Source organism: Streptomyces sp. NPDC057638, assembly GCF_042800315.1.
Taxonomy (GTDB): domain Bacteria; phylum Actinomycetota; class Actinomycetes; order Streptomycetales; family Streptomycetaceae; genus Streptomyces.
Genome location: NZ_JBHVHF010000132.1, coordinates 1 through 21202, shown reverse-complemented (window position 1 = coordinate 21202; position 21202 = coordinate 1). Strand labels below are relative to the sequence as shown.

Sequence of the window (21202 nt, the reverse complement as noted above, 5' to 3'; positions counted from 1 at the left end):
GGTAAGGGGCGCTCCTTCATAGGGAGCGCCCCTTACTTATTCCAGTGTCAGGCTGCGCAGCACCAGGCCGGTCGCGGGCTTGGGCCCGAAGGACGTGGACTTGCGGGGCATGGTCACGCCCTTGCGCGCCAGTTCCCGTACGACCTCTTCATGGACCGGATGCATCAGCACCGCCGTACCGCCGTCGCGTTCCGCCTTGGCGACCGCGGCGGCGGTGTCATGGATGTACGCGATCTGGTCCGGGGTGTCGGGGACGCGCCAGACATGGTCCAGCAGGGTCGAGTGCAGGACGGTCGCGTCCAGGGTCCGCCATGCCTCGGGGCGGTCCGGCCGGACGGTACGGGAGAGCAGCTCAGGACTGGGGCGGTCGAGCAGATGGAACGAGCCGTCCCCCGCGAGCAGGAAGGCGTTGGACCCGGCCGCCGCGGCGGCCAGTTCCTCCAGTGCCTCGGGCAGCGCCAGATCGAGACGGCGCACCCGGAACGCGCCGCCGAGCGCCGCCAGCGCGTCACGGACGGGGAGCCGGTGGAGCAGCCGGTGGATCGCGCGGACCCGCAGCGGATAGCGGGCGGTGTCGACGAGCAGGACCAGTCCGTAGTTCCACGGTCCGGGCGCGGTGTGCTCGGAGCGCAGTCGCAGATAGGTCGCCCAGCGGTGGTGACCATCGGCGATCAGGGCCTGGCGGTCGGTCAGATCGGCGGCGACCTGGTCGAGTTCGGCGGGGTCGGTGAGGGACCAGAGCCGGTGGCGGAAGCCGTCCTCGGTGGTGGTGGCGAGCAGCGGCGGGCGCTCGACGGTCCGGTCGATGACGGCGCTCACGCCGGTGGGTTCGCCCATGCTCCGGTAGGTGAACAGAAGTGGTTCGAGGTTGGCGTCCGTGGTGCGCATCAGGGCGGCGCGGTCGGCGACGATGTCCGCCATCACGTCCTCGTGGGGCAGTACGGCGCCCTCCGAGGGTTCGGAGAGCGCGAGCGCGCCGATGATCCCGCGCTGGAGCATGTCGTCGCGCCGCTGCTCGTACACATAGAGGGCGGGTTCCGGATCGGCGGCGAGGACGCCGTCGGAGAGCCAGCGGGCGAGGGTGTCGGCGGCCTTGCGGTGGCGTTCGCCGGGGGTGCTCGCCTGGGGGAGGATCAGCCGGACGATGTTGTACGGATCGGCGGACTCCAGGTGGTGCAGCCCGTCCGGCCTGACCACGACGTCGTACGGGGGCGAGGTCACGGCGGCGAGTGAGCCGACCCGTTCGGGGACGTACCGCAGTCCACGGAAGGGGATCAGTCGCAGACCGTCATGGGCCTTCCTACCGTCGGTATTCATCCGAGCATCGTAAGTGGGGCCGGGGATGGGTGATGATCGGGGGAGTGACACCGATCGAGGGGCAGGACGGATGAGCCAGCGGAGCAGGACCCGGCCGGAGGCGAGCGCGACGGCGCTGAGCGAGGCGTACGACACCGCGCTGCTGGATCTGGACGGTGTGGTGTACGCGGGCGGTGAGGCCATCGCGTACGCCGTGGAGTCCTTGCTCGCGGCGCGCGACGGCGGGATGCGGCTGGCGTACGTGACAAACAACGCGCTGCGGCCGCCGGAGGTGGTGGCCGGGCACATCACCGAGCTGGGGGTGCCCACCGACCCGGCCGATGTCATCAACTCCGCGCAGGCGGTCGCCCGGCTGATCGCCGAGACGGTGCCCGCCGGGTCGCGGGTCCTGGTGGTCGGCGGGGAGGGGCTGCGGGTCGCGCTGCGGGAGCGGGGGCTGGTGCCCGTGGAGTCCGCGGAGGACGACCCGGCGGCCGTGGTGCAGGGGTACGGCGGGCCCGACCTGGCATGGGGGCGGTTCGCCGAGGCCTGTTACGCCATCGCGCGGGGCGTGCCGTGGTTCGCCTCCAACACGGATCTGACGATTCCCAGCGCCCGGGGGATCGCGCCGGGCAATGGTGCCGCCGTGGAGGTGGTGCGGATCGCGACGGGCGCCGAGCCGAGGGTGGCGGGCAAGCCGCTGCCGCCGATGCACCGCGAAACGATTCTCCGGACCGGGGCCCGGCGCCCGCTGGTGGTGGGGGACCGGCTGGACACCGATATCGAGGGCGCCATCAACGGTGGGGTCGACTCGCTGCTGGTGCTGACCGGCGTCACGGATGTGGCGACCCTGCTGGCCGCGCCGCCGCGGCACCGGCCGACCTTCGTGGACGCGGATCTGCGCGGGATGCTGACCGGGCAGCCGGAGGTACGGGTCGAGGACGGGGCGTCGCTCTGTGGCGGCTGGACGGCGTCGGCGCGGGACGGGGAACTGACCCTGGCCGGCGACGGGGACTCCTTGGACGGGGTACGGGCGCTGTGCGGGGCGGCCTGGTCGGCGGCGGGCGACGGGGCCTGTGCGCTGGACGCGGGGAAGGCGCTGTCGCGGCTGGGGACTGTCGGAATGGCCTAGGCTCGGGTGCCCCCACTTCTGGGCCCTGCGGCGGGCCGGGGTGGGGGTGCCCCCGTGAAGTCGGGGGAGTGTCCCCTGTGGCCCCGGTGCGGGCCCCAGCGTGTGTCGGTGCGGGCGTCGGTTCGCTCCGGGCCTGGTCGTACGGAGGCGTCCCGAGTCGCGCCTGGCGGGTATGGGGGCCGCCCTTCGGGCCTGGCGGCCCCGGCACCGGCCTCGCCCCCCGACCCAGCCGGATCCCCGCGCGGCACCCTGGGTCTGTAGGAGCCCGGAGGCCCCGAAGGCATAGAAGGTAGGGTTACCTAACCTGTGCGCCGGGGTGGATGGAGGCGTACGGGAACGAGGGCGGCCGGCCCCGTCGGCCGGGAGCCAGCGACCCAGGAGAACCAGCACCATGCAGCGCCTCACCGCGGAATCGGTCACTCTCGGCTATGACCAGCGGATCATCGCCGAGAACCTGTCGGTGGAGATCCCCGACCACTCCTTCACGGTGATCGTCGGCCCCAACGCCTGCGGCAAGTCCACCCTGCTGCGGGCCCTGTCACGGATGCTCAAGCCGACCCGGGGGCGGGTGCTGCTCGACGGGCGGGCGATCCACGCCATGCCCGCGAGGAAGGTCGCGAAGACGCTCGGGCTGCTGCCGCAGACGTCGATCGCGCCGGACGGGATCACCGTCGCCGATCTCGTGGCGCGTGGCCGCTATCCGCACCAGGGACTGCTGCGGCAGTGGTCGCCGGAGGACGAGCGGATCGTACGCGAGTCCATGGACGCGACCGGTGTGGGCGAACTGGCCGAGCGCTCGGTGGACGAGCTGTCCGGCGGGCAGCGGCAGCGGGTGTGGATCGCCATGGCGCTGGCGCAGCAGACGCCGTTGCTGTTGCTGGACGAGCCGACGACCTTCCTCGATATCCAGCACCAGATCGACGTGCTCGACCTGTGCGCCGAGTTGCACGAGAACCAGGGGCGCACCCTGGTCGCCGTCCTGCACGATCTCAACCAGGCCGCCCGCTACGCCAGCCATCTCATCGCCCTGCACGGGGGCAAGGTCGTCGCCGAGGGCGCGCCGTCGGAGGTCGTCACCGCCGAGCTGGTGGAGCGGGTCTTCGGTGTGCGCAGCCAGGTCATCGAGGACCCTGAGTCGGGGACGCCGCTGGTGGTGCCGGTGGCGCGGCGGCGGGCGGGGGCGGGGCGCTGAGCCTCGGTTCCGGGCGCCTCGGCGGCGCGCTGGTCCTGATGCCGCGATGCCCCGGCGCCGCGATGTCTCGATGGAGTACGGGTGGTCGAGCCGGTATGCCGGGGGTGGCCCGGGGCAGGGAGGGGCCGGCCGGTCGGAGCCGGGCTCAGAGCAGGGCGCGCAACCGGAGCAGATCGCGGAATCCGGCCTCCAGCCGCACCCGGCCCGCTCCCCACGCCTTGGCGAAGTTCAGCTCGCCGTCGACCATCGCCACGAGGTCGTCACCGGTCATCGCCAGCCGTATCTGCGCCTTGTCGCGCGGTGGGCCAGGATGGCTGTCGGCCACCTCGATCCGGCCCTCCCGCAGTCGGCCGGTGAAGGTGAGGTCCAAGTCCTTGATGTGGCAACTGAGGGACCGGTCGAGCGCCGCCGCACCTCGCACGTCGTCGTTCGCGCCGGTGAGGTTGTCGGAGAGTCTGGTGAGCGCGTCGCGGCACTCTTCTGCTGTCGCCATCGTGACCGACCGTACCGCAGGGCTTCGGGGTAGCGTCAGCGCATGAGTGATGCGAAGCCGGGGGGCGAGGGAGTCTCAACCAGTCTGTCCGGATTTGACGGTGAGGTTGTCGAGACCAGGGGGATTACTGCGACGACAGGGGCCAGTGAGAGCGGAGAGGTCTCCCGGAGGGATGGGAGCGATGGACGTGTCGCCTTGAGTCCCGCCCCGCCTTCCGCCGCCGCTCCGGAGGTCGTCGCTCCGAAACCGTCCGCTCCCGAGGCCGTCGCTCCGGAGTCAGCGGTTCCGAAGCCGTCCGCTCCGAAGCCGTCCGCTCCGAAGCCGTCCGCTCCGGAGTCAGCGGTTCCGGAGGCCCGCCGTGAACCGGGCGGTGACGCGGTGCCCGGCCCCGTGGTCCCCGGTTCCGGCCGTCCGGACGCGCCCGGCGCCCGCCCCGACACCGTCCCCGGCGCCCGTTCCGACACTCCACCTGGGGAATCCGCCGTATCCGCCGCGTCCAGCGACCCCGGCGCCCCCGCTCCGCTCGGTGTCGAACGCCGCCTCACCCGGGACCCCGCCGTCGACGCCCTGCTGGAGCGGCTCGCCGATGTCGACCACCTCCCTGCCGAGGGGCATCTGGAGGTGTACGAGGATGTACACCGGGGGTTGCGCGACGCACTGACCGCGCTCGACGCCCGACCGGGATCCGCGCCCGCCCCCGTACCACCGGGGCGCGGGCCCTCGTACGACCACAGGAGATGAACCGAACGTGGCAGGAGCCGCCCGCCGCCGCCTCGACGCCGAGCTGGTACGCAGGAGCCTCGCGCGCTCGCGCGAGCACGCCAGCCAGCTGATCGCCGCGGGGCGGGTGACCGTCGGCGGCGCCGTCGCGACCAAGCCCGCGACCCAGGTGGAGACCAGCGCGGCGATCGTCGTCACCGCCGACGACGGCGATCCCGACTACGTCTCGCGCGGCGGGCACAAGCTCGCCGGCGCGCTCGCCGCCTTCGTACCGCTCGGACTGCGGGTCGAGGGACGGCGGGCGCTGGATGCCGGGGCCTCGACCGGTGGGTTCACCGATGTCCTGCTGCGCTCGGGCGCCGCGCACGTCATGGCCGTCGACGTCGGCTACGGCCAGCTGGCGTGGTCCCTCCAGAGCGATGACCGGGTCACCGTCAAGGACCGCACCAATGTCCGCGAGCTGACCGTGGAGGCCCTTGACGGTGAGCCGGTGGACCTGGTGGTGGGCGACCTCTCCTTCATTCCGCTGGGGCTGGTGCTGCCCGCGCTGGTGCGCTGTGCCCGGCCGGATGCCGATCTGGTGCTGATGGTCAAACCTCAGTTCGAAGTGGGTAAGGAGAGACTGGGGAGCGGGGGCGTCGTGCGCAGCACCGAGCTGCGCAAGGAAGCGGTGCGGACCGTGGCCCGGCAGGCCGCTGAGCTCGGTCTGGGCGTGCTGGGCGTCACCGCCAGCCCACTGCCCGGCCCGTCGGGGAACGTCGAGTACTTCCTCTGGCTGCGCTCCGGGGCCCCCGAGCTGGACCTGGCGGATGTCGATCGTGCAGTGGCGGAGGGACCTCGTTGACCACACCAGCAGCGACACCAGCGCGCACCGTCTTCCTGCTCGCGCACACCGGGCGGCCTGCGGCGATCCGCAGCGCCGAGCTGGTGGTGCAAGGGCTGCTCCGCAGTGGCGTGCGGGTGCGCGTCCTCGCCGCCGAGGCGCAGGACCTGCCGCTCCCGCCGTCGGTCGAGACCGTGACGGGGGCGACCCCCGGCGCCCTGGAGGGCTGCGAACTGCTGGTGGTCCTCGGGGGCGACGGGACCCTGTTGCGGGGCGCCGAGTTCGCACGGGCCTCGGGGGTGCCGATGCTCGGGGTCAACCTGGGGCGGGTCGGCTTTCTCGCCGAGGCCGAGCGCGACGACCTCGACAAGGTCGTCGACCGGGTCGTCACCCGCGCCTACGAGGTCGAGGAGCGGATGACCATCGACGTCGTCGTGCACAGCAACGGCGATATCGTCCACCGCGACTGGGCTCTCAACGAGGCCGCGGTCCAGAAGGTCTCGCCCGAGCGCATGCTGGAGGCGGTGCTGGAGATCGACGGCCGCCCGGTGACGGCGTTCGGCTGTGACGGGATCGTCTGCGCCACCCCGACCGGGTCGACGGCGTACGCGTTCTCGGCGGGCGGGCCGGTGGTCTGGCCCGAGGTGGAGGCGTTGCTGATGGTCCCGATCAGCGCCCACGCCCTCTTCGCCAAGCCGCTGGTGACCGCGCCGACCTCGGTGCTCGCCGTGGAGATCCAGCCGCACACCCCCCACGGGGTGCTCTGGTGCGACGGCCGCCGGACGGTGGAGCTGCCGCCCGGGGCCCGGGTGGAGGTCCGCAGGGGAGCGGTCCCGGTCCGGCTGGCGCGGCTGCACCACGCCTCGTTCACCGACCGGCTGGTGGCGAAGTTCGCGCTGCCCATCTCGGGGTGGCGGGGCGCGCCGCCCCAGCGCTGAGGCGAACGGGAGGCGGGCCCTGACCGCGGTGTGAGGGCCCGGTCCTCCCGTACGCGTGCCGTACCGGTGTGTCCGGTCCTCCCGCAGTCGTGCACGTGTGCGGCGCGCGGGCCCCGCGTACGCCGGTTTCCGGCCCACCACCGCCGCGCGGACGGCCGCCCCAGGACCGGCGTACGTCCGTTCCGGCCCCGGCACGCGCGTGCGAGGGGTGGGTCTGCGTCGCGCCGCCGAGGCGAAACCTCGTATGGTCGTGTCCGTGTTGGAGGAGATGAGGATACGGTCGCTCGGCGTCATCGACGACGCGGTCGTCGAGCTGTCGCCCGGTTTCACCGCGGTGACGGGTGAGACAGGCGCGGGCAAGACCATGGTCGTCACCAGCCTCGGGCTGCTGCTCGGCGGACGGGCCGACCCGGCCCTGGTGCGGATCGGCGCCCGGTCGGCGGTGGTGGAGGGCCGGATCGGGGTGCGCGCCGGGGCGCCCGCCGCCGTACGGGCCGAGGAGGCCGGGGCCGAACTCGATGACGGCGCCCTGCTCATCAGCAGGACCGTGTCGGCCGAGGGCCGCTCCCGGGCCCATCTGGGCGGGCGGTCCGTGCCGGTCGGTGTCCTCGCCGAACTCGCCGACGACCTCGTCGCCGTCCACGGCCAGACCGACCAGCAGGGCCTGCTGCGCCCGGCGCGCCAGCGCGAGGCCCTCGACCGGTACGCGGGCACGGCCGTCAGCGGCCCGCTCTCCGACTACGCGAGCGCCTACCGCGGGCTGCGCGCCGTCGCCGTCCACCTGGAGGAGCTGACCACCCGGGCCCGCGAACGCGCCCAGGAGGCCGATCTGCTGCGCTTCGGCCTGGACGAGATCGCCGCCGTCGAGCCCAAGGCCGGTGAGGACGTGGAGCTGGCGGCCGAGGCCGAACGCCTCGGCCACGCGGAGGCGCTGGCCTCCGCCGCCTCGGTGGCCCACACGACGCTGGCGGGCCACCCCGAGTCCCCCGAGGACATCGCCGCGACCACCCTGGTCGCCGGGGCCACCCGGGCGCTGGAGTCGGTGCGCGGCCACGATCCCGCGCTCGCCGTGCTCGCCGACCGGATGGGCGAGATCGCCATCCTGCTCGCGGATGTCTCCGGCGATCTCGCCGGTTACGCCGACCACCTCGACGCGGATCCGCGGCGGCTGTCAGCCGTGGAGGAGCGCCGGGCCGCCCTGTCGCTGCTGATCCGCAAGTACGGAGACGGTGACCGTGGCGTCGAGGGCGTCCTGGCCTGGGCCGAGCACGGTGCCGCCCGGCTCACCGAACTCGACGGGGACGACGAGCGCATCGGCGAGCTGGAGCGCGAGCGGGACGCGTTGCGCGGGGAGCTCTCCGTCCTCGCGCAGACCCTGACCGAGGCCCGTACCGAGGCGGCGGCCCGGTTCGCCGCCGCCGTCACCGCCGAGCTGGCCTCGCTGGCGATGCCGCACGCGCGGGTCACGTTCGCGGTCGGCCAGAGCGAGTGCGCGGACGCGGCCGAGGGCGTGGAGGTCGGTGGCCGCGCGGTGGCGTACGGACCGTACGGAGCCGATGAGGTCGAACTGCTCCTCGCCCCCCACCCGGGGGCGCCGCCCCGGCCCATCGCCAAGGGCGCCTCGGGCGGTGAGCTGTCGCGGGTGATGCTCGCGGTGGAGGTGGTCTTCGCCGGGACCGACCCCGTGCCGACCTATCTCTTCGACGAGGTGGACGCCGGAGTCGGCGGCAAGGCGGCCGTCGAGATCGGCCGCCGGCTGGCGAAGCTGGCCAGGACCGCGCAGGTCGTCGTCGTGACCCATCTGCCGCAGGTGGCGGCCTTCGCCGACCGTCAGCTGCTGGTGGAGAAGACCAACGACGGCTCGGTGACGCGCAGCGGTGTCACCGTCCTGGAAGGCGAGGACCGGGTGCGCGAGCTGTCGCGGATGCTCGCGGGCCAGGAGGACTCCGAGACCGCCCGTGCTCATGCCGAGGAACTGCTGGCGACCGCGCGCGCCGACATCTGAGCGGCGGATCCGCTGACCGGCGACTGATCGCCGGGCGATATGTGGGTGAGCGGTTCCGCCTCCCCCGGGTCCGCTTCCCCGGTTCCGCTCCTGGGGCGGACGTGCCCGTTCGCTCGCTCCTCACGGTCTCCGCGCGGCGGCCACGGGATCCCCGGCCCCGCCCGGGGCCGGTGGGGTCGGGCCGGTCAGCGGGCTGACGGCTCTCCCGCCCGGGAGTCGCCGCCCGCGATCGGATGCCCGTGCCCGTGCCGTCCGGCCCGGTACGGGCCCGTCCTCCGGTCGCACCGCTCACCCGTGTGGGTGATAGCGGGGAGCCGGTGCCCGGGGCCCCGGGGGGAGCCGGTCCCGGAACGCGCGTACGGACTGGCATCCTTGGCGGGTGGCACAGCTTCGTACGGTCCAAGTCCTGGGCGACGGCGGCGTGGGCGGCGGCGCGCACGTCAGATGGCTGGCGGACGGGCTGGCCGCGCGGGGGGTGGCGGTGAGCGTCTGCGCTCCCGCCAGGCTGGCGCCGCTCTTCCGTGACCTCCCCGACCTCCCCGGCACCGGGGTGCGGTTCGCGCCGGTGCCCCCGCGCGGTGATCCCCGGGCCGTCCACGCGCTCCGCCGCGCCTGCTCCGGCGCCGACCTCGTCCATGTCCACGGTCCCTACACGGCCGCCTGGGCCGCCGTCGCCCTCCGCGGCACGCGGATCCCCCTGGTCGTCACCTGGCACACCGGCGCCCCGGCGACGGGTGTCCGGGGGCGGCTGCTGGGGCTGCTGGAGCGCGGGGCCGCCCGGTCGGCGGCGGTGGTGCTGGGGACCTGCTCGGAACTGGTCGACCGGGCCCGCCACCACGGCGCCCGGGACGCCCGGCTCGCCCCGGTCGCCCTCCCCCGCTCGCGTACCCGGCCGGAACCGGACCGCGCCGACGGCGGCAAGACCCGCGCGGAACTCGGTCTGCTCGACCGTCCGATGGTGATGGCCGTCGGCAGCCTGGTCCCCGGCCGGGGGTACGACACCCTGCTCACCGCCTCCGCCGCGTGGCGGGCGCTGGAGCCCACGCCGCTGGTGGTCATCGCGGGGGAGGGGCCCGAGCGTGCGGCGCTACGGCTGCGGATCGCCGCCGACGATCTGCCGGTCCGGCTGCTCGGCAGCCGTGAGGACGTCCTCGACCTTCTCGCCGCCGCCGATGTCGCGGTGCTCACCAGCCGCTGGGAGGCCCGCTCGCTGCTGGCCCAGGAGGCGCTCCGGCTGGGGGTGCCCCTGGTGGCCACGGCCGTCGGCGGGGTCCCCGAACTCGTCGGGGACGCGGCCGAGCTGATCCCGTACGGTGACGCCGACGCCCTCGCCGGGGCCGTCTCGGGGCTGCTGGCCGATCCCGGGCGCCGGGACGCGCTGGTCCGGGCGGGCCGGGCCCAGGCCGACCGCTGGCAGACGGAGGACGAGACCGTCGCCCATGTGCTGAGCGTCTATGACGAGGTCGCGGCCCGGTTCCCCCGGGGATGAGCTTCCGGGGGATCAGCCCACATGGCGGCGCGCCCGCAGCGCCAGGCTCAGCGTCAGTACCACCTGGGGATCGTCCAGGTCCGCGCCCACCAGCTCCGAGATCCGGGCCAGCCGGTTGTAGAGGGTCTGGCGGTTGAGGTGCAGCTCACGGGCGGTCTCCGCCTTGCGGCCCGCATGGGTCAGATAGCTCTCCAGGGTCGGCAGCAGCGGGGGCCGGGCGGTGGCGTCGTGGTCGCGCAGCGGGCCGAGGGCGCGGTCGACGAACGCCGCCAGATCGGGGTGGTCGCGCAGCCGCCAGAGCAGGAGTTCGGTGTCCAGGCGCCGGGCGTCGTACCAGGGGCGGTCGGGCAGGCCCCGCGCGGCCGTCGCCGTGTCGGCGGCGTGCCGCAGCGCGGCGGGCATCCGCTCCCAGCCGCCGGGGATGCCGATGACGACCACCGGCCGGTCCAGGCCCGCGCGTTCGGCGCCCGTGCGCAGGGCGGTGGCGACCCGGTCGGCGACGGTGGCGCGCTCGGCGGCCGAGCGGAGCCCGAGCAGCAGCGGCACCCGGCCCTCCACCGGGCGGACGCCCAGCAGCGCCGGGACGCCGACACCGGACAACTCCTCCTGTACCGCGTGGGCGAGGGCGGGCCAGGCTCCCGGCGGCGCGTCCAGCCGCATCACGACCGGCAGCAGGGGTCCGTCGCCGGGCCGGAAGCCCAGCACCCGGGCCTGGGCGGGCGCGTCCCCGGCGGCGACCCGGTCCTCGGCGAGATCGGTCAGGAAGTCACCACGGCCCCGCGCGGCCAGCTCCTCCTCCTGACGGGCCTGCATCAGCACCACCGCCAGCAGCCCGGCCGCCCGCTCGGCCGCCATCCGGTGCACCGGCAGCGGGGGCGCGGTGACGGCGGAGAGCACCAGGACGGCCCGGTCGGAGGCGCCGCCCCCGCCGCCGGGCACCGGGACCAGGACGGTACCGGCCGGTGGGGACTCCCGTACGCTCCGCTGCCCCCGCAGCCCCTCCCAGACCTGGAGCGGATCGGCGCCGCCGTCCCCGCCGGGGCCGGGGCCCGCCGCGTAGAGCAGCCGTCCCTCGGCGGACTCCAGGAAGACCGGGTTGCCGGTGAACTCCGCCAGGATGCCCAGCACCCGGGGGATCCCGCCGCCGCCGAGCAGCTCCCGGGTACAGCGCCGGTGGACGTCCTCCGCGCGGCGCAGCAGCGTGTAGTGGCCGTTGACGATCTCGGTGTGGATCTCCTCGGTGACGGAGACGAACGGCACCTCGCGATGGAGCTGGACCAGGGGGAGACCGGCGGCGCGGGCGCTGTCCACGATCGCGGCGGGCAGCCGTCCCAGCCGCGGGCCCAGCTCCACCACCAGCGCGGCGATGCCCCGTTCCGCCAGCCGCCGGACGAAGGCCCGCTGCTCGGCCGGGCGGGAGCCCAGGCCGAGGCCGGTGGTCAGCAGCAGTTCGCCGCCCTTGAGGAGGGAGGCGATATGCGGGACCTCGCCCGCGTGGACCCAGCGCACGGTCCGCTGGAGCCGGTCGGCCCCGACGACGACCTCCGGCAGCCCGGAACGGAGTGCGGGCAGTTCCAGCGCCCGTCGTACGGTGATGCCGCCCTGCGGCTCGCCCTGGCTCTCCACGGAACTGTCGCCTCGTGCTCTCGGTCGTACGGTACGGAGCTCTGGACGCTACCCGCTGGTGCCCAAAGCCGACAGTGCCGGGCGAGCCCCGACGAAACCGGGCGATTCTTTCCGTACGGGTACGGATACGGGGTGCTGGATTCCGTGGCTGGTCCGTGGACGACGGACGGCCCCGGTCCCACCCGGGTACGGGGATGGGACCGGGGCCGTCATGACCGGGTTCGGCGGGGCCGGAGCCAGGTCGTCTCCTGGGGACCCTGGCGGGCTCCCTAACCGCCGTAGGCGCCCGAGGCGGTGAGCCGCAGGGCCGTGTCGATCAGCGGCACATGGCTGAACGCCTGCGGGAAGTTGCCCACCTGGCGCTGGAGCTTGGAGTCCCACTCCTCGGCGAGCAGCCCCAGGTCATTACGGAGGGCCAGCAGCTTCTCGAAGAGCTTGCGGGCCTCGTCGACCCGGCCGATCATCGCGAGGTCGTCCGCCATCCAGAACGAGCAGGCGAGGAAGGCGCCCTCGTCGCCCTCCAGTCCGTCGACGCCCGCGTGCTCCCCGGCGGTCGGATAGCGCAGGATGAAGCCGTCCTCGGTGGACAACTCGCGCTGGATCGCCTCGATGGTGCCGATGACCCGCTTGTCGTCCGGGGGCAGGAAGCCCATCTGCGGGATGAGCAGCAGGGAGGCGTCCAGCTCCTTGGAGCCGTAGGACTGGGTGAAGGTGTTGCGCTCCCGGTCGTACCCCTTCTCGCAGACATCGCGGTGGATGTCGTCGCGCAGGGTCCGCCAGCGCTCCAGCGGGCCGTCGGCGTCGCCGGACTCGATCAGCTTGATGGTCCGGTCGACGGCGACCCAGGCCATCACCTTGGAGTGGACGAAGTGGCGGCGCGGGCCGCGCACCTCCCAGATGCCCTCGTCCGGCTCGTTCCAGTGGTCCTCCAGATAGCGGATCAGCTTGAGCTGGAGCAGGGAGGCGTAGTCATTGCGGGCGAGGCCGGTCATATGGGCCAGGTGCAGGGCCTCGATGGTCTCGCCGTAGACATCGAGCTGGAGCTGGTGGGCGGCGCCGTTGCCGACGCGGACGGGGACGGAGTCCTCGTACCCGGGGAGCCAGTCCAGCTCGGCCTCGCCCAGTTCGCGCTCGCCCGCGATGCCGTACATGATCTGGAGGTTCTCCGGGTCGCCCGCGACCGCGCGCAGCAGCCACTCCCGCCAGGAGCGGGCCTCCTCGCGGTAGCCGGTGCGCAGCAGGGAGGAGAGGGTGATGGCGGCGTCCCGCAGCCAGGTGTAGCGGTAGTCCCAGTTCCGTACGCCGCCGATCTCCTCGGGGAGCGAGGTGGTGGGGGCGGCGACGATCCCCCCGGTGGGCGCGTAGGTGAGCGCCTTCAGCGTGATCAGGGAGCGGATCACGGCCTCACGGTAGGGGCCGTGGTACGTACAGTGGTCGACCCACTCGCGCCAGAAGTCCTCGGTCGCCTCCAGCGACGCCTCGGGCTCCGGCAGCGCGGGCGGCTGGTGGTGGGAGGGCTGCCAGCTGATGGTGAAGGCGATACGGTCCCCCGGCGCGACGGTGAAGTCGGCGTAGGTGGTCAGGTCCTTGCCGTAGGTCTCCGCCTCGGTGTCCAACCAGACCGAGTCGGGTCCGGCGACCGCCACGGTACGGGTGTCGACCTTGTGGACCCAGGGGACGACCCGCCCGTACGAGAAGCGCATCCGCAGCGCGGAGCGCATCGGCACCCGGCCGCTGACGCCCTCCACGATCCGGATGAGCTGGGGTGCGCCGTCACGCGGCGGCATGAAGTCCACCACCCGGACCGTGCCGCGCGGTGTGTCCCACTCCGACTCCAGGATCAGGGAGTCCCCCCGGTACCGGCGCCGATGGGCCGTGGGCGGCTCCTCGTGCCCGGCGTGGGCGGGTCCCAGTCTCCAGAAACCGTGCTCCTCGGTTCCGAGCAGCCCGGCGAAGACGGCGTGCGAGTCGAAGCGCGGCAGGCACAGCCAGTCGACGGTGCCATCCCGGCAGACCAGTGCGGCGGTCTGCATATCCCCGATGAGTGCGTAATCCTCGATGCGCCCGGCCACGTGCATCTCCAGTCGAACGGCCAATGTCCGCCCCGCGGGGCGCTTACTCCGGTCAAGGGTCGTTGACGAACCCGGGATTCCGGGGCGAAGTCTCGGATGTCGCTTTTGGCCTGACGCGACTGTCGCCCATCGCTACCCCGCCCGTTGCGCCGCGCACGCCCTTGTTCCCTGCTCGGCATTAGCGAGTGTCCGAGCAGAATACGACGCACGACGGAGATCCGCGTGGCGGTCGCGGCAACATGGCTGCGCCGAACGAGTGAGCGACGAGTGATGGCCGAATAGCGGTGCTTTTAGGCGTGGGTTTCGGCCCCGAGCGGGCATGATCGCCGTGCTCGCGACCTGGGTGGGGCGTCCACACGGGGTGGTCTGGTCCAAGAGGCGCGCGCCCAGGTGCGCCCCGGGCGTTGTCCCGTGGTCCACGCGTCACCTCCGCCGTGTGCCCCCGGCCGCTGTGCGCCCCGGGCGCTCGCCTCTGTCGCTGTGTCCCTCCGCGCCTCCGCCGCGCCGTATGTCCTCGGCCGCTGTGTCTCTCCGTGCCGCCGCCGCTGTGTGTCCCCGTAGCTCCTGCCCGGGAGCACGTGTCCGCGGCTGCCCGGGTTCAGACGGAGGCGCGTGCGGTCCGCCGGACTCACCTCGGGGCGCGGTCCATGGCGGTCCGCCGGGTTTCGATCAGGGGGCGCGGTCCACGGCGCGCGCTCCCCGTCCGCGCCGGGGGAGCGCGGCGACCGGCCGGAGGCCACGCCGGGCCGCGCGCCACGTCCCCCCGAGCCGTCACGGGCACGGACGGCCCGGCTCTCCCGGGCCGCGCCCGGGGGAGCGGCCCGTCCGTGCCCGTGGGCGCGGGGCTCCGCTCCGGGCGCGGGCCGCCACGACGGTGGGACCGGGCCGCCCGGGAGCGTGGCCCGCGCGGCCCGCGCCGACGGAGTCGTCGGCGGGGCACGGCGTCGGCGGGAGCGATGACAGCCGGGCGCTGATACCCTGGTACCCCGTGGACCGGTGGCCAGCCTGCACTCGGCAGGCGCCCCGCGACCGCAGCGACGGCACCCCCGGAATCCCCGGGAGGGACGCCGGAACGCACACCACCCTCGCGACCACGGGAGCCCCCTCTTGGCGATGCCGCCCAAATCCATGACGACCAAGCACATCTTCGTCACCGGGGGTGTCGCCTCCTCCCTCGGCAAGGGCCTGACGGCCTCCAGCCTGGGTGCGCTGCTGAAGGCACGGGGCCTGCGGGTCACGATGCAGAAGCTCGACCCGTATCTGAACGTCGACCCCGGGACGATGAACCCGTTCCAGCACGGTGAGGTCTTCGTCACCAACGACGGCGCCGAGACCGACCTCGACATCGGTCACTACGAGCGCTTCCTCGACGTCGACCTCGACGGCTCGGCCAACGTCACCACCGGCCAGGTCTACTCCCAGGTGATCGCCAAGGAGCGGCGTGGTGAGTACCTCGGTGACACCGTGCAGGTCATCCCGCACATCACCAACGAGATCAAGCACCGCATCCGCCGGATGGCCACGGCCTCCGACGGTGTCGATGTCGTGATCACCGAGGTCGGCGGCACGGTCGGCGACATCGAGTCGCTGCCGTTCCTGGAGACGGTCCGCCAGGTCCGCCACGAGGTCGGCCGGGACAACGTCTTCGTCGTCCACATCTCGCTGCTGCCCTACATCGGTCCCTCGGGTGAGCTGAAGACCAAGCCCACCCAGCACTCGGTCGCCGCCCTGCGCAACATCGGCATCCAGCCCGACGCCATCGTGCTGCGGGCCGACCGTGACGTGCCGATCGCCATCAAGCGCAAGATCTCGCTGATGTGCGATGTGGACGAGGCCGCCGTGGTCGCCGCCATCGACGCCAAGTCGATCTACGACATCCCCAAGGTGCTCCACACCGAGGGCCTGGACGCCTATGTCGTCCGCAAGCTGGACCTGCCCTTCCGTGATGTGGACTGGACCACCTGGGACGACCTCCTGGACCGGGTCCACAACCCCGACCACGAGGTCACCGTCGCCCTGGTCGGCAAGTACATCGACCTCCCCGACGCCTATCTCTCCGTCACCGAGGCGCTGCGCGCCGGAGGCTTCGCCAACCGGGCCCGGGTCAAGGTCAAGTGGGTCGCCTCCGACGACTGCAAGACCCCGGCCGGTGCCAAGAAGCAGCTCGGCGACGTGGACGCCATCTGCATCCCCGGTGGCTTCGGCGACCGTGGTGTCAGCGGCAAGGTCGGCGCCATCCAGTACGCCCGGGAGAACAAGGTCCCGCTGCTCGGTCTCTGCCTGGGCCTCCAGTGCATCGTGATCGAGGCCGCGCGCAACCTGGCCGGGATCGGTGACGCCAACTCCACCGAGTTCGAGCCCGCCACCGCCCACCCGGTGATCTCCACCATGGAGGAGCAGCTGGCGTATGTGGAGGGCGCGGGTGACCTCGGCGGCACCATGCGGCTCGGGCTCTACCCGGCCAAGCTCGCCGAGGGCTCGATCGTCCGTGAGGTCTACGACGACCAGCCGTATGTGGAGGAGCGCCACCGTCACCGCTACGAGGTGAACAACGCCTACCGCGCCGAGCTGGAGAAGAAGGCGGGCATCGTCTTCTCGGGCACCAGCCCGGACAACAAGCTGGTCGAGTACGTCGAGTACCCGCGCGAGGTGCACCCCTACCTGGTGGCCACCCAGGCCCACCCGGAGCTGCGCTCGCGCCCGACCCGCCCGCACCCGCTCTTCGCGGGGCTGGTCAAGGCCGCCGTGGAGCGCAAGACGGCCCAGTGATCGACGAGCGTTACCGTTGACCGGGGTACGGCCCGCACCAGGGCCGTGCCCCGGTTTTTTCCTGTCTGCTACTGGTCTGTACCGGTTTCTATTGGTGCGCGACACGGGAGGATCACTTCATGGACACGGCAAGGCCCATCGCGGACACCGCCGAGGAGTGGCGGGTCACCGCCAGCTCGACACCGTTCCGGGGCAACAAGACCAGCGTCCGCACGGACCGGGTCGTGATGCCCGACGGCACCGAGGTCAGCCGTGACTACCAGGTCCACCCCGGTTCGGTCGCCGTCGTCGCCCTCGATGACGAGCAGCGGGTCGTGGTGCTCAAGCAGTACCGCCACCCCGTGCGCCAGCGGCTCTGGGAGATCCCCGCCGGACTGCTGGACGTCCCCGGCGAGAACCCCCTCCACGCCGCCCAGCGCGAGCTGTACGAGGAGGCGCACATCAAGGCCGAGGAGTGGCGGGTGCTCACCGACGTCTACACCACCCCCGGTGGCTGCGACGAGGCCGTACGGATCTTCCTCGCCCGGGGTCTGTCGACCGCCGAGGGTGAGCGGTACGCGGTGCACCACGAGGAGGCCGACATGGAGCTGGCCCGGGTGCCCCTGGCCGAGCTGGTCCAGGGCGCGCTCGCCGGGCGGCTGCACAACACCTGCCTGGTCGTCGGCGCCCTGTCGACGGCCGCCGCGCTCGCGGGTGACGGCTTCGACGCGCTGCGCCCGGCCGAGGCCCCCTGGCCGGCCCGGCCGTTCGAGGTCTGACCACCGGCCGCTCCGGGCCCGCTCCCACCGGATCCCGCCCGCGGCGCGCTCCGAGGAGCCCCGGTCCCGCGCGGACCGGGGCTCCCCGTCTCCGTACCGCCGTCCTCTGTCCCTACGGATACGGATACCGGTACGGGTACGGGTACGGCGTAGGGATACCGCGGCCGCGCCCGGAGCGCGGGCGGTCCGATGATCAGCAGATCGCACTGATCCGATCAGGTGATCCACCGGGCACGCTCCTTACGGATCGTCGCAGAGAGTGAACTACGCTCGGAACGCCCGTGCGGGTTCTCCGCCGGGATCGGCGTGTGCGCGGACTGGACGGGAGCGTGGCCCGTGGCGGAACAGGCGGTGGACATGGGCGGCGGGGCCGGGGCGTCCCGGGGACGTTTCTACGGTCGGCAGCGGGAGCTGAAGTCCCTTGAGGCCGATATCGAGCGGGCCGGCCTGGACACGATCGCGGGGCGCAAGGCCGCCCGCGCCCGGGTGCTGCTGATCGCCGGAGGACCCGGCTCCGGGCGCTCGGCGCTCGCCGCGCGGCTGGTGGCGCGGGTCGCCTCCCGCTATCCCGACGGCGTGCTGTGGGCCCGGCTCAGCGAGCCCACCGGGCGCCGGGTGCCCACCGACGAGACCGCCCGCGCCCTCCTGGACTCCCTCGGCGTCCCCTCCCCGCCCGGCGCGGGGGAGGACGAGCTGAGCTCCCTGGTGCGCCGGGCGCTCACCGGGCGGCGGATCGTGGTGGTGCTGGACGACGCGGCCGACGCCGAACAGGTCGACGAACTGCTTCCGGACAGCCCCGACTGTCTGGTCGTCGCGGTCTCCTCGGGACCGCTGACCGGGATCCCCGACGTCCGGCCCTGCACGCTCGGCGGGATGGACGCCAAGGCCGCCATCGAGCTGCTGACCAGCTACACCGGGTCGGTACGGATCACCGTGGACCCGCAGGCCGCGGAATCCGTGGCCGAGGAGTGCGGGGGGCTGCCCGCCGCACTCGTCCTGGTCGGGGGGTGGCTGGCGGCCCGGCCCTCGCTGTCCGTCGCGGACGCCACCAAACGGCTCCGGGCCCTGCCCGGCGCCACCACCACGGCGCTGCCCAAGGGCTCCCGGCCGCTCGGCCGCGCCTTCCGGCTGGTGTACGAGTCCCTGCCGGGGCCCGCCGCCCGGCTGCTGCGGCTGCTCGCGCTCGCCCCGGCCGGGCTCCTCGACGCCCAGAGCGCCTCCGCGCTCGCCGGATGCTCCCTCCAGGACGCCCACACGGCGCTCGACAACTTCACCGCGCTCGGGCTGCTCCACCATGACGGCGGCGGCCGCCACCGCGTTCCCGGCGCCCTGCTCCCCCTGCTCGCCGCGCTGCTGGAGGGCACCGACAAGCCCGCCGAGGTCCAGCTCGCCCGCGCCCGGATGCTGGAGCGGACCGTACGCCAGCTCCAGGCGTGCCGGGCGGTGGCGGAGGCGCGCTCCGAGGAGCATGGCGCCGCCGCCCGCGCCGCGCTGGAGGAGATGCCGGGCACGGTCCGGTTCCCGGACAGCGCCACCGCCGACGCCTGGCTGCGCTCCCGGCAGCCGATGCTGCTGGCCGCCGCGCGGGTCGCCGTGGAGGACGGCGAGCTGGACACGCTGGCGCGCCGCCTGGTCGCCGCCCTGGTCCGGGCGCTCGCCGCGCACCGGGGTACCGAGGCCGCCGCGCCCGTGCTCTACGGACTGCATCTGCTGGTCCTCGGGGTCGCCGAACGCCGGGGGCTGCACCGCGAGGAGGCCGCCGCGCTGCTGAACCTCGGCGACCTGGACGCGGGCACCGGCCGTACCGAGGCCGCCCTCAGCCGCTACCGGACCGCGCTGGACGCCGGGCGCGCGGCGGGCGACCCGTACGCCACCGGCCGGGCCATGGAGTCCATCGGCGGTGCCCACCAGGAGCTGGGGGACTGGCAGCGGGCGGCCGACTGGTACGGCCGCGCGCTGGCCCAGCGGCTGGCCCGGGGCGAGCGCGCGGACGAGGCCCGGCTCTACGGGCGGCTGGGCACGGCCCACACCTACGCGGGCCGCTACGGCGAGGCGCTGCGCTGCTGGCGCGCCGCCGTCGCCGGATACCGCAAGGTCGGTGACGCCCCCGCCCAGGCGCGGGCGCTGAGCGAGGCGGCCCGGGTGCAGGAGTACGCGGGCCGGCCCGAGGAGTCCCTGCACACCTGCCGCCAGGCGGTGGAGCTGGCCCGGCGGGCGGGGGAGCTGCGGCTCCAGGCGGCGCTCCAGCTCCGGCTCGCCGACACCCTCGACCGTCTGGGCGACCCGGCCGCCGCCGCGCTGCACCGCGCGACGGCCGAGCGGCTGCTGGCGGAGGTGGCCGGACCGGAGGCCCCGGCCCCGCGGCCGGCGCCGGACCCGGGCGAGTACACGGGGCCCGCCGCGGCGGAGCCGGGGGAGCCGGTACGGGCGCCGGGGGCCTCGCGGCGCCCGGCCACGGGGCGGCCCGGGGGTGCCCAGGGCGCCGAGCGTGGAACTCCGGTGAACCTCAAGCGAGGGTCTGGGCGGGGTCCAGCCTACGAAATCCGTAGCGCTGCGCTCGAAGATTAGTGCTTTGTAAGGCTAGACACCGAGAACTCCTTCATTAGACTGGCTTCACCGCGTCATTTCCGTGGTGTCTTCCGGTGCGCCCCCTCGCATCCGGTTTATATAGAGAAGTACCCCCCTGTCCCCTGAGCCAAGGACCGTGATCGACGTGAAGGTCGGTATCCCCCGCGAGGTCAAGAACAACGAGTTCCGGGTGGCGATCACCCCCGCCGGTGTGCACGAGCTGGTGCGCCACGGCCATGAGGTCGTCATCGAGCGGAACGCCGGTGTGGGTTCCTCGATCACGGATGACGAGTACATCGCCGCCGGTGCCCGCATACTCCCCACCGCCGACGAGGTCTGGGCCACCGCCGATCTGCTGCTGAAGGTCAAGGAGCCGATCGCGGAGGAGTACCACCGTCTGCGCAAGGACCAGACCCTCTTCACCTACCTCCACCTCGCCGCCTCGCGCGAGTGCACCGACGCCCTGCTGGAGTCCGGCACCACCGCCATCGCCTACGAGACGGTCGAGACCGCCAGCCGCGCGCTCCCGCTGCTCGCCCCGATGTCCGAGGTGGCCGGCCGGCTGGCCCCGCAGGTCGGCGCCTACCACCTGATGCGCTCGGCCGGTGGCCGCGGTGTGCTCCCCGGTGGCGTCCCCGGCACCCACGCCGCCAAGGCCGTGGTGATCGGCGGCGGTGTCTCCGGCTGGAGCGCCGCCCAGATCGCGGTCGGCATGGGCTTCCACGTCACCCTGCTCGACCGGGACATCAACAAGCTCCGCGAGGCCGACAAGATCTTCGGCACCAAGGTGCAGACGATCGTCTCCAATGCCTACGAGCTGGAGAAGGCCGTCGTCGAGGCCGACCTCGTCATCGGCGCCGTGCTCATCCCGGGCGCCAAGGCCCCGAAGCTGGTCTCCAACGAGCTGGTCGCCAAGATGAAGCCGGGAAGTGTTCTTGTCGACATCGCGATCGACCAGGGCGGCTGCTTCGAGGACTCGCGTCCGACCACGCACGCCGAGCCGACCTTCCGTGTGCACGACTCGGTCTTCTACTGCGTCGCCAACATGCCCGGCGCCGTCCCGCACACCTCCACCTACGCGCTGACCAACGCGACGCTGCCGTACATCGTGGAGCTGGCCAACCGGGGCTGGACCGAGGCGCTCCGCCGCGACCCGGCGCTGGCCCTCGGCCTCAACACCCATGACGGCCAGGTCGTCTACGGCCCGGTCGCCGAGGCCCACGGTCTGCCCCACACCGAGCTGAGCACGCTCCTCGGCTGACGCGGCGCCCGACGGGCCGCGCGCGCCGGGATGGTCAACGCCCGGCGTCAACAACGAGCC

Annotated in this window: 15 protein-coding genes; 11 read left to right on the top strand and 4 right to left on the bottom strand. The window is 73.5% G+C overall.

Going from position 1 to position 21202, the window contains the following annotated elements; genetic code table 11:
• Positions 1-36 precede the first annotated feature (36 nt).
• A complete protein-coding gene (locus ACFVIM_RS19025) occupies positions 37-1317 on the bottom strand; it encodes a DUF1015 domain-containing protein (RefSeq protein ID WP_384302606.1) in 1281 nt (426 codons plus the stop codon).
• Positions 1318-1387: 70 nt separating this feature from the next.
• Here ACFVIM_RS19025 and ACFVIM_RS19020 point away from each other — a divergent pair, with 70 nt between their 5' ends.
• Entirely contained in the window at positions 1388-2428 is a 1041-nt protein-coding gene (locus ACFVIM_RS19020; protein ID WP_384302604.1) for an HAD hydrolase-like protein, read from the top strand.
• 391 nt (positions 2429-2819) lie between these two features.
• Entirely contained in the window at positions 2820-3620 is an 801-nt protein-coding gene (locus ACFVIM_RS19015; RefSeq protein WP_384302602.1) for an ABC transporter ATP-binding protein, read from the top strand.
• Between the two features lie 145 nt (positions 3621-3765).
• On the opposite strand, the gene ACFVIM_RS19010 is transcribed toward ACFVIM_RS19015, so the two are convergent.
• Positions 3766-4113: an SCP2 sterol-binding domain-containing protein gene (locus ACFVIM_RS19010; RefSeq protein ID WP_384302600.1), complete on the bottom strand. Its 348-nt coding sequence runs from the start codon at positions 4111-4113 to the stop codon at positions 3766-3768.
• A gap of 378 nt (positions 4114-4491) precedes the next feature.
• Between ACFVIM_RS19010 and ACFVIM_RS19005 the strand changes: the two genes are divergently transcribed.
• From ACFVIM_RS19005 to ACFVIM_RS18985, 5 genes are all read left to right on the top strand, one after another.
• The gene (locus ACFVIM_RS19005) at positions 4492-4854 is read left to right on the top strand and encodes a hypothetical protein (protein WP_384302598.1); all 363 of its coding nucleotides are present in this window, start codon (positions 4492-4494) and stop codon (positions 4852-4854) included.
• Positions 4855-4861: 7 nt separating this feature from the next.
• On the top strand, positions 4862-5677 hold the full coding sequence (locus tag ACFVIM_RS19000) for a TlyA family RNA methyltransferase (RefSeq protein WP_384302596.1): 816 nt from the start codon (positions 4862-4864) through the stop codon (positions 5675-5677).
• A complete protein-coding gene (locus ACFVIM_RS18995; protein ID WP_384302594.1) occupies positions 5674-6594 on the top strand; it encodes an NAD kinase in 921 nt (306 codons plus the stop codon). The genes ACFVIM_RS19000 and ACFVIM_RS18995 overlap by 4 nt, the downstream gene beginning before the upstream one ends.
• A 244-nt stretch (positions 6595-6838) precedes the next feature.
• Positions 6839-8599 (top strand): DNA repair protein RecN, encoded by a 1761-nt coding sequence (gene recN, locus ACFVIM_RS18990; protein ID WP_384302592.1) that lies wholly within the window; start codon positions 6839-6841, stop codon positions 8597-8599.
• Between the two features lie 379 nt (positions 8600-8978).
• Positions 8979-10088 carry a glycosyltransferase family 4 protein gene (locus ACFVIM_RS18985; protein ID WP_384302590.1) on the top strand — a complete coding sequence of 370 codons (1110 nt, stop codon included), beginning with the start codon at positions 8979-8981 and terminating at the stop codon, positions 10086-10088.
• 12 nt (positions 10089-10100) lie between these two features.
• Here the strand turns inward: ACFVIM_RS18985 and ACFVIM_RS18980 are convergent, their stop codons facing one another.
• Positions 10101-11714 (bottom strand): PucR family transcriptional regulator, encoded by a 1614-nt coding sequence (locus tag ACFVIM_RS18980; protein ID WP_384302588.1) that lies wholly within the window; start codon positions 11712-11714, stop codon positions 10101-10103.
• Positions 11715-11983: 269 nt separating this feature from the next.
• Positions 11984-13786, bottom strand: a complete 1803-nt coding sequence (locus ACFVIM_RS18975; protein ID WP_384302586.1) for a glycoside hydrolase family 15 protein — start codon at positions 13784-13786, stop codon at positions 11984-11986.
• Between the two features lie 1113 nt (positions 13787-14899).
• Here ACFVIM_RS18975 and ACFVIM_RS18970 point away from each other — a divergent pair.
• The 4 genes from ACFVIM_RS18970 (at position 14900) to ald (ending at position 21142) form a co-directional block, all read left to right on the top strand.
• Positions 14900-16555 carry a CTP synthase gene (locus ACFVIM_RS18970; protein ID WP_384302584.1) on the top strand — a complete coding sequence of 552 codons (1656 nt, stop codon included), beginning with the start codon at positions 14900-14902 and terminating at the stop codon, positions 16553-16555.
• Between the two features lie 119 nt (positions 16556-16674).
• Positions 16675-17313: an NUDIX domain-containing protein gene (locus ACFVIM_RS18965; protein ID WP_384302582.1), complete on the top strand. Its 639-nt coding sequence runs from the start codon at positions 16675-16677 to the stop codon at positions 17311-17313.
• Between the two features lie 336 nt (positions 17314-17649).
• Entirely contained in the window at positions 17650-19881 is a 2232-nt protein-coding gene (locus ACFVIM_RS18960) for a tetratricopeptide repeat protein (protein WP_384302580.1), read from the top strand.
• A gap of 145 nt (positions 19882-20026) precedes the next feature.
• Positions 20027-21142 carry an alanine dehydrogenase gene (gene ald, locus ACFVIM_RS18955; RefSeq protein WP_384302608.1) on the top strand — a complete coding sequence of 372 codons (1116 nt, stop codon included), beginning with the start codon at positions 20027-20029 and terminating at the stop codon, positions 21140-21142.
• The last annotated feature ends 60 nt before the right edge of the window (positions 21143-21202 follow it).

Coding starts and splice junctions, on each gene's coding strand:
- ACFVIM_RS19020 (WP_384302604.1), top strand. CDS start 1,388: ATGAGCCAGCGGAGCAGGACCCGGCCGGAGGCGAGCGCGACGGCGCTG.
- ACFVIM_RS19025 (WP_384302606.1), bottom strand. CDS start 1,317: ATGAATACCGACGGTAGGAAGGCCCATGACGGTCTGCGACTGATCCCC.
- ACFVIM_RS19010 (WP_384302600.1), bottom strand. CDS start 4,113: ATGGCGACAGCAGAAGAGTGCCGCGACGCGCTCACCAGACTCTCCGAC.
- ACFVIM_RS19015 (WP_384302602.1), top strand. CDS start 2,820: ATGCAGCGCCTCACCGCGGAATCGGTCACTCTCGGCTATGACCAGCGG.
- ACFVIM_RS18970 (WP_384302584.1), top strand. CDS start 14,900: ATGCCGCCCAAATCCATGACGACCAAGCACATCTTCGTCACCGGGGGT.
- recN (WP_384302592.1), top strand. CDS start 6,839: ATGGTCGTGTCCGTGTTGGAGGAGATGAGGATACGGTCGCTCGGCGTC.
- ACFVIM_RS18965 (WP_384302582.1), top strand. CDS start 16,675: ATGGACACGGCAAGGCCCATCGCGGACACCGCCGAGGAGTGGCGGGTC.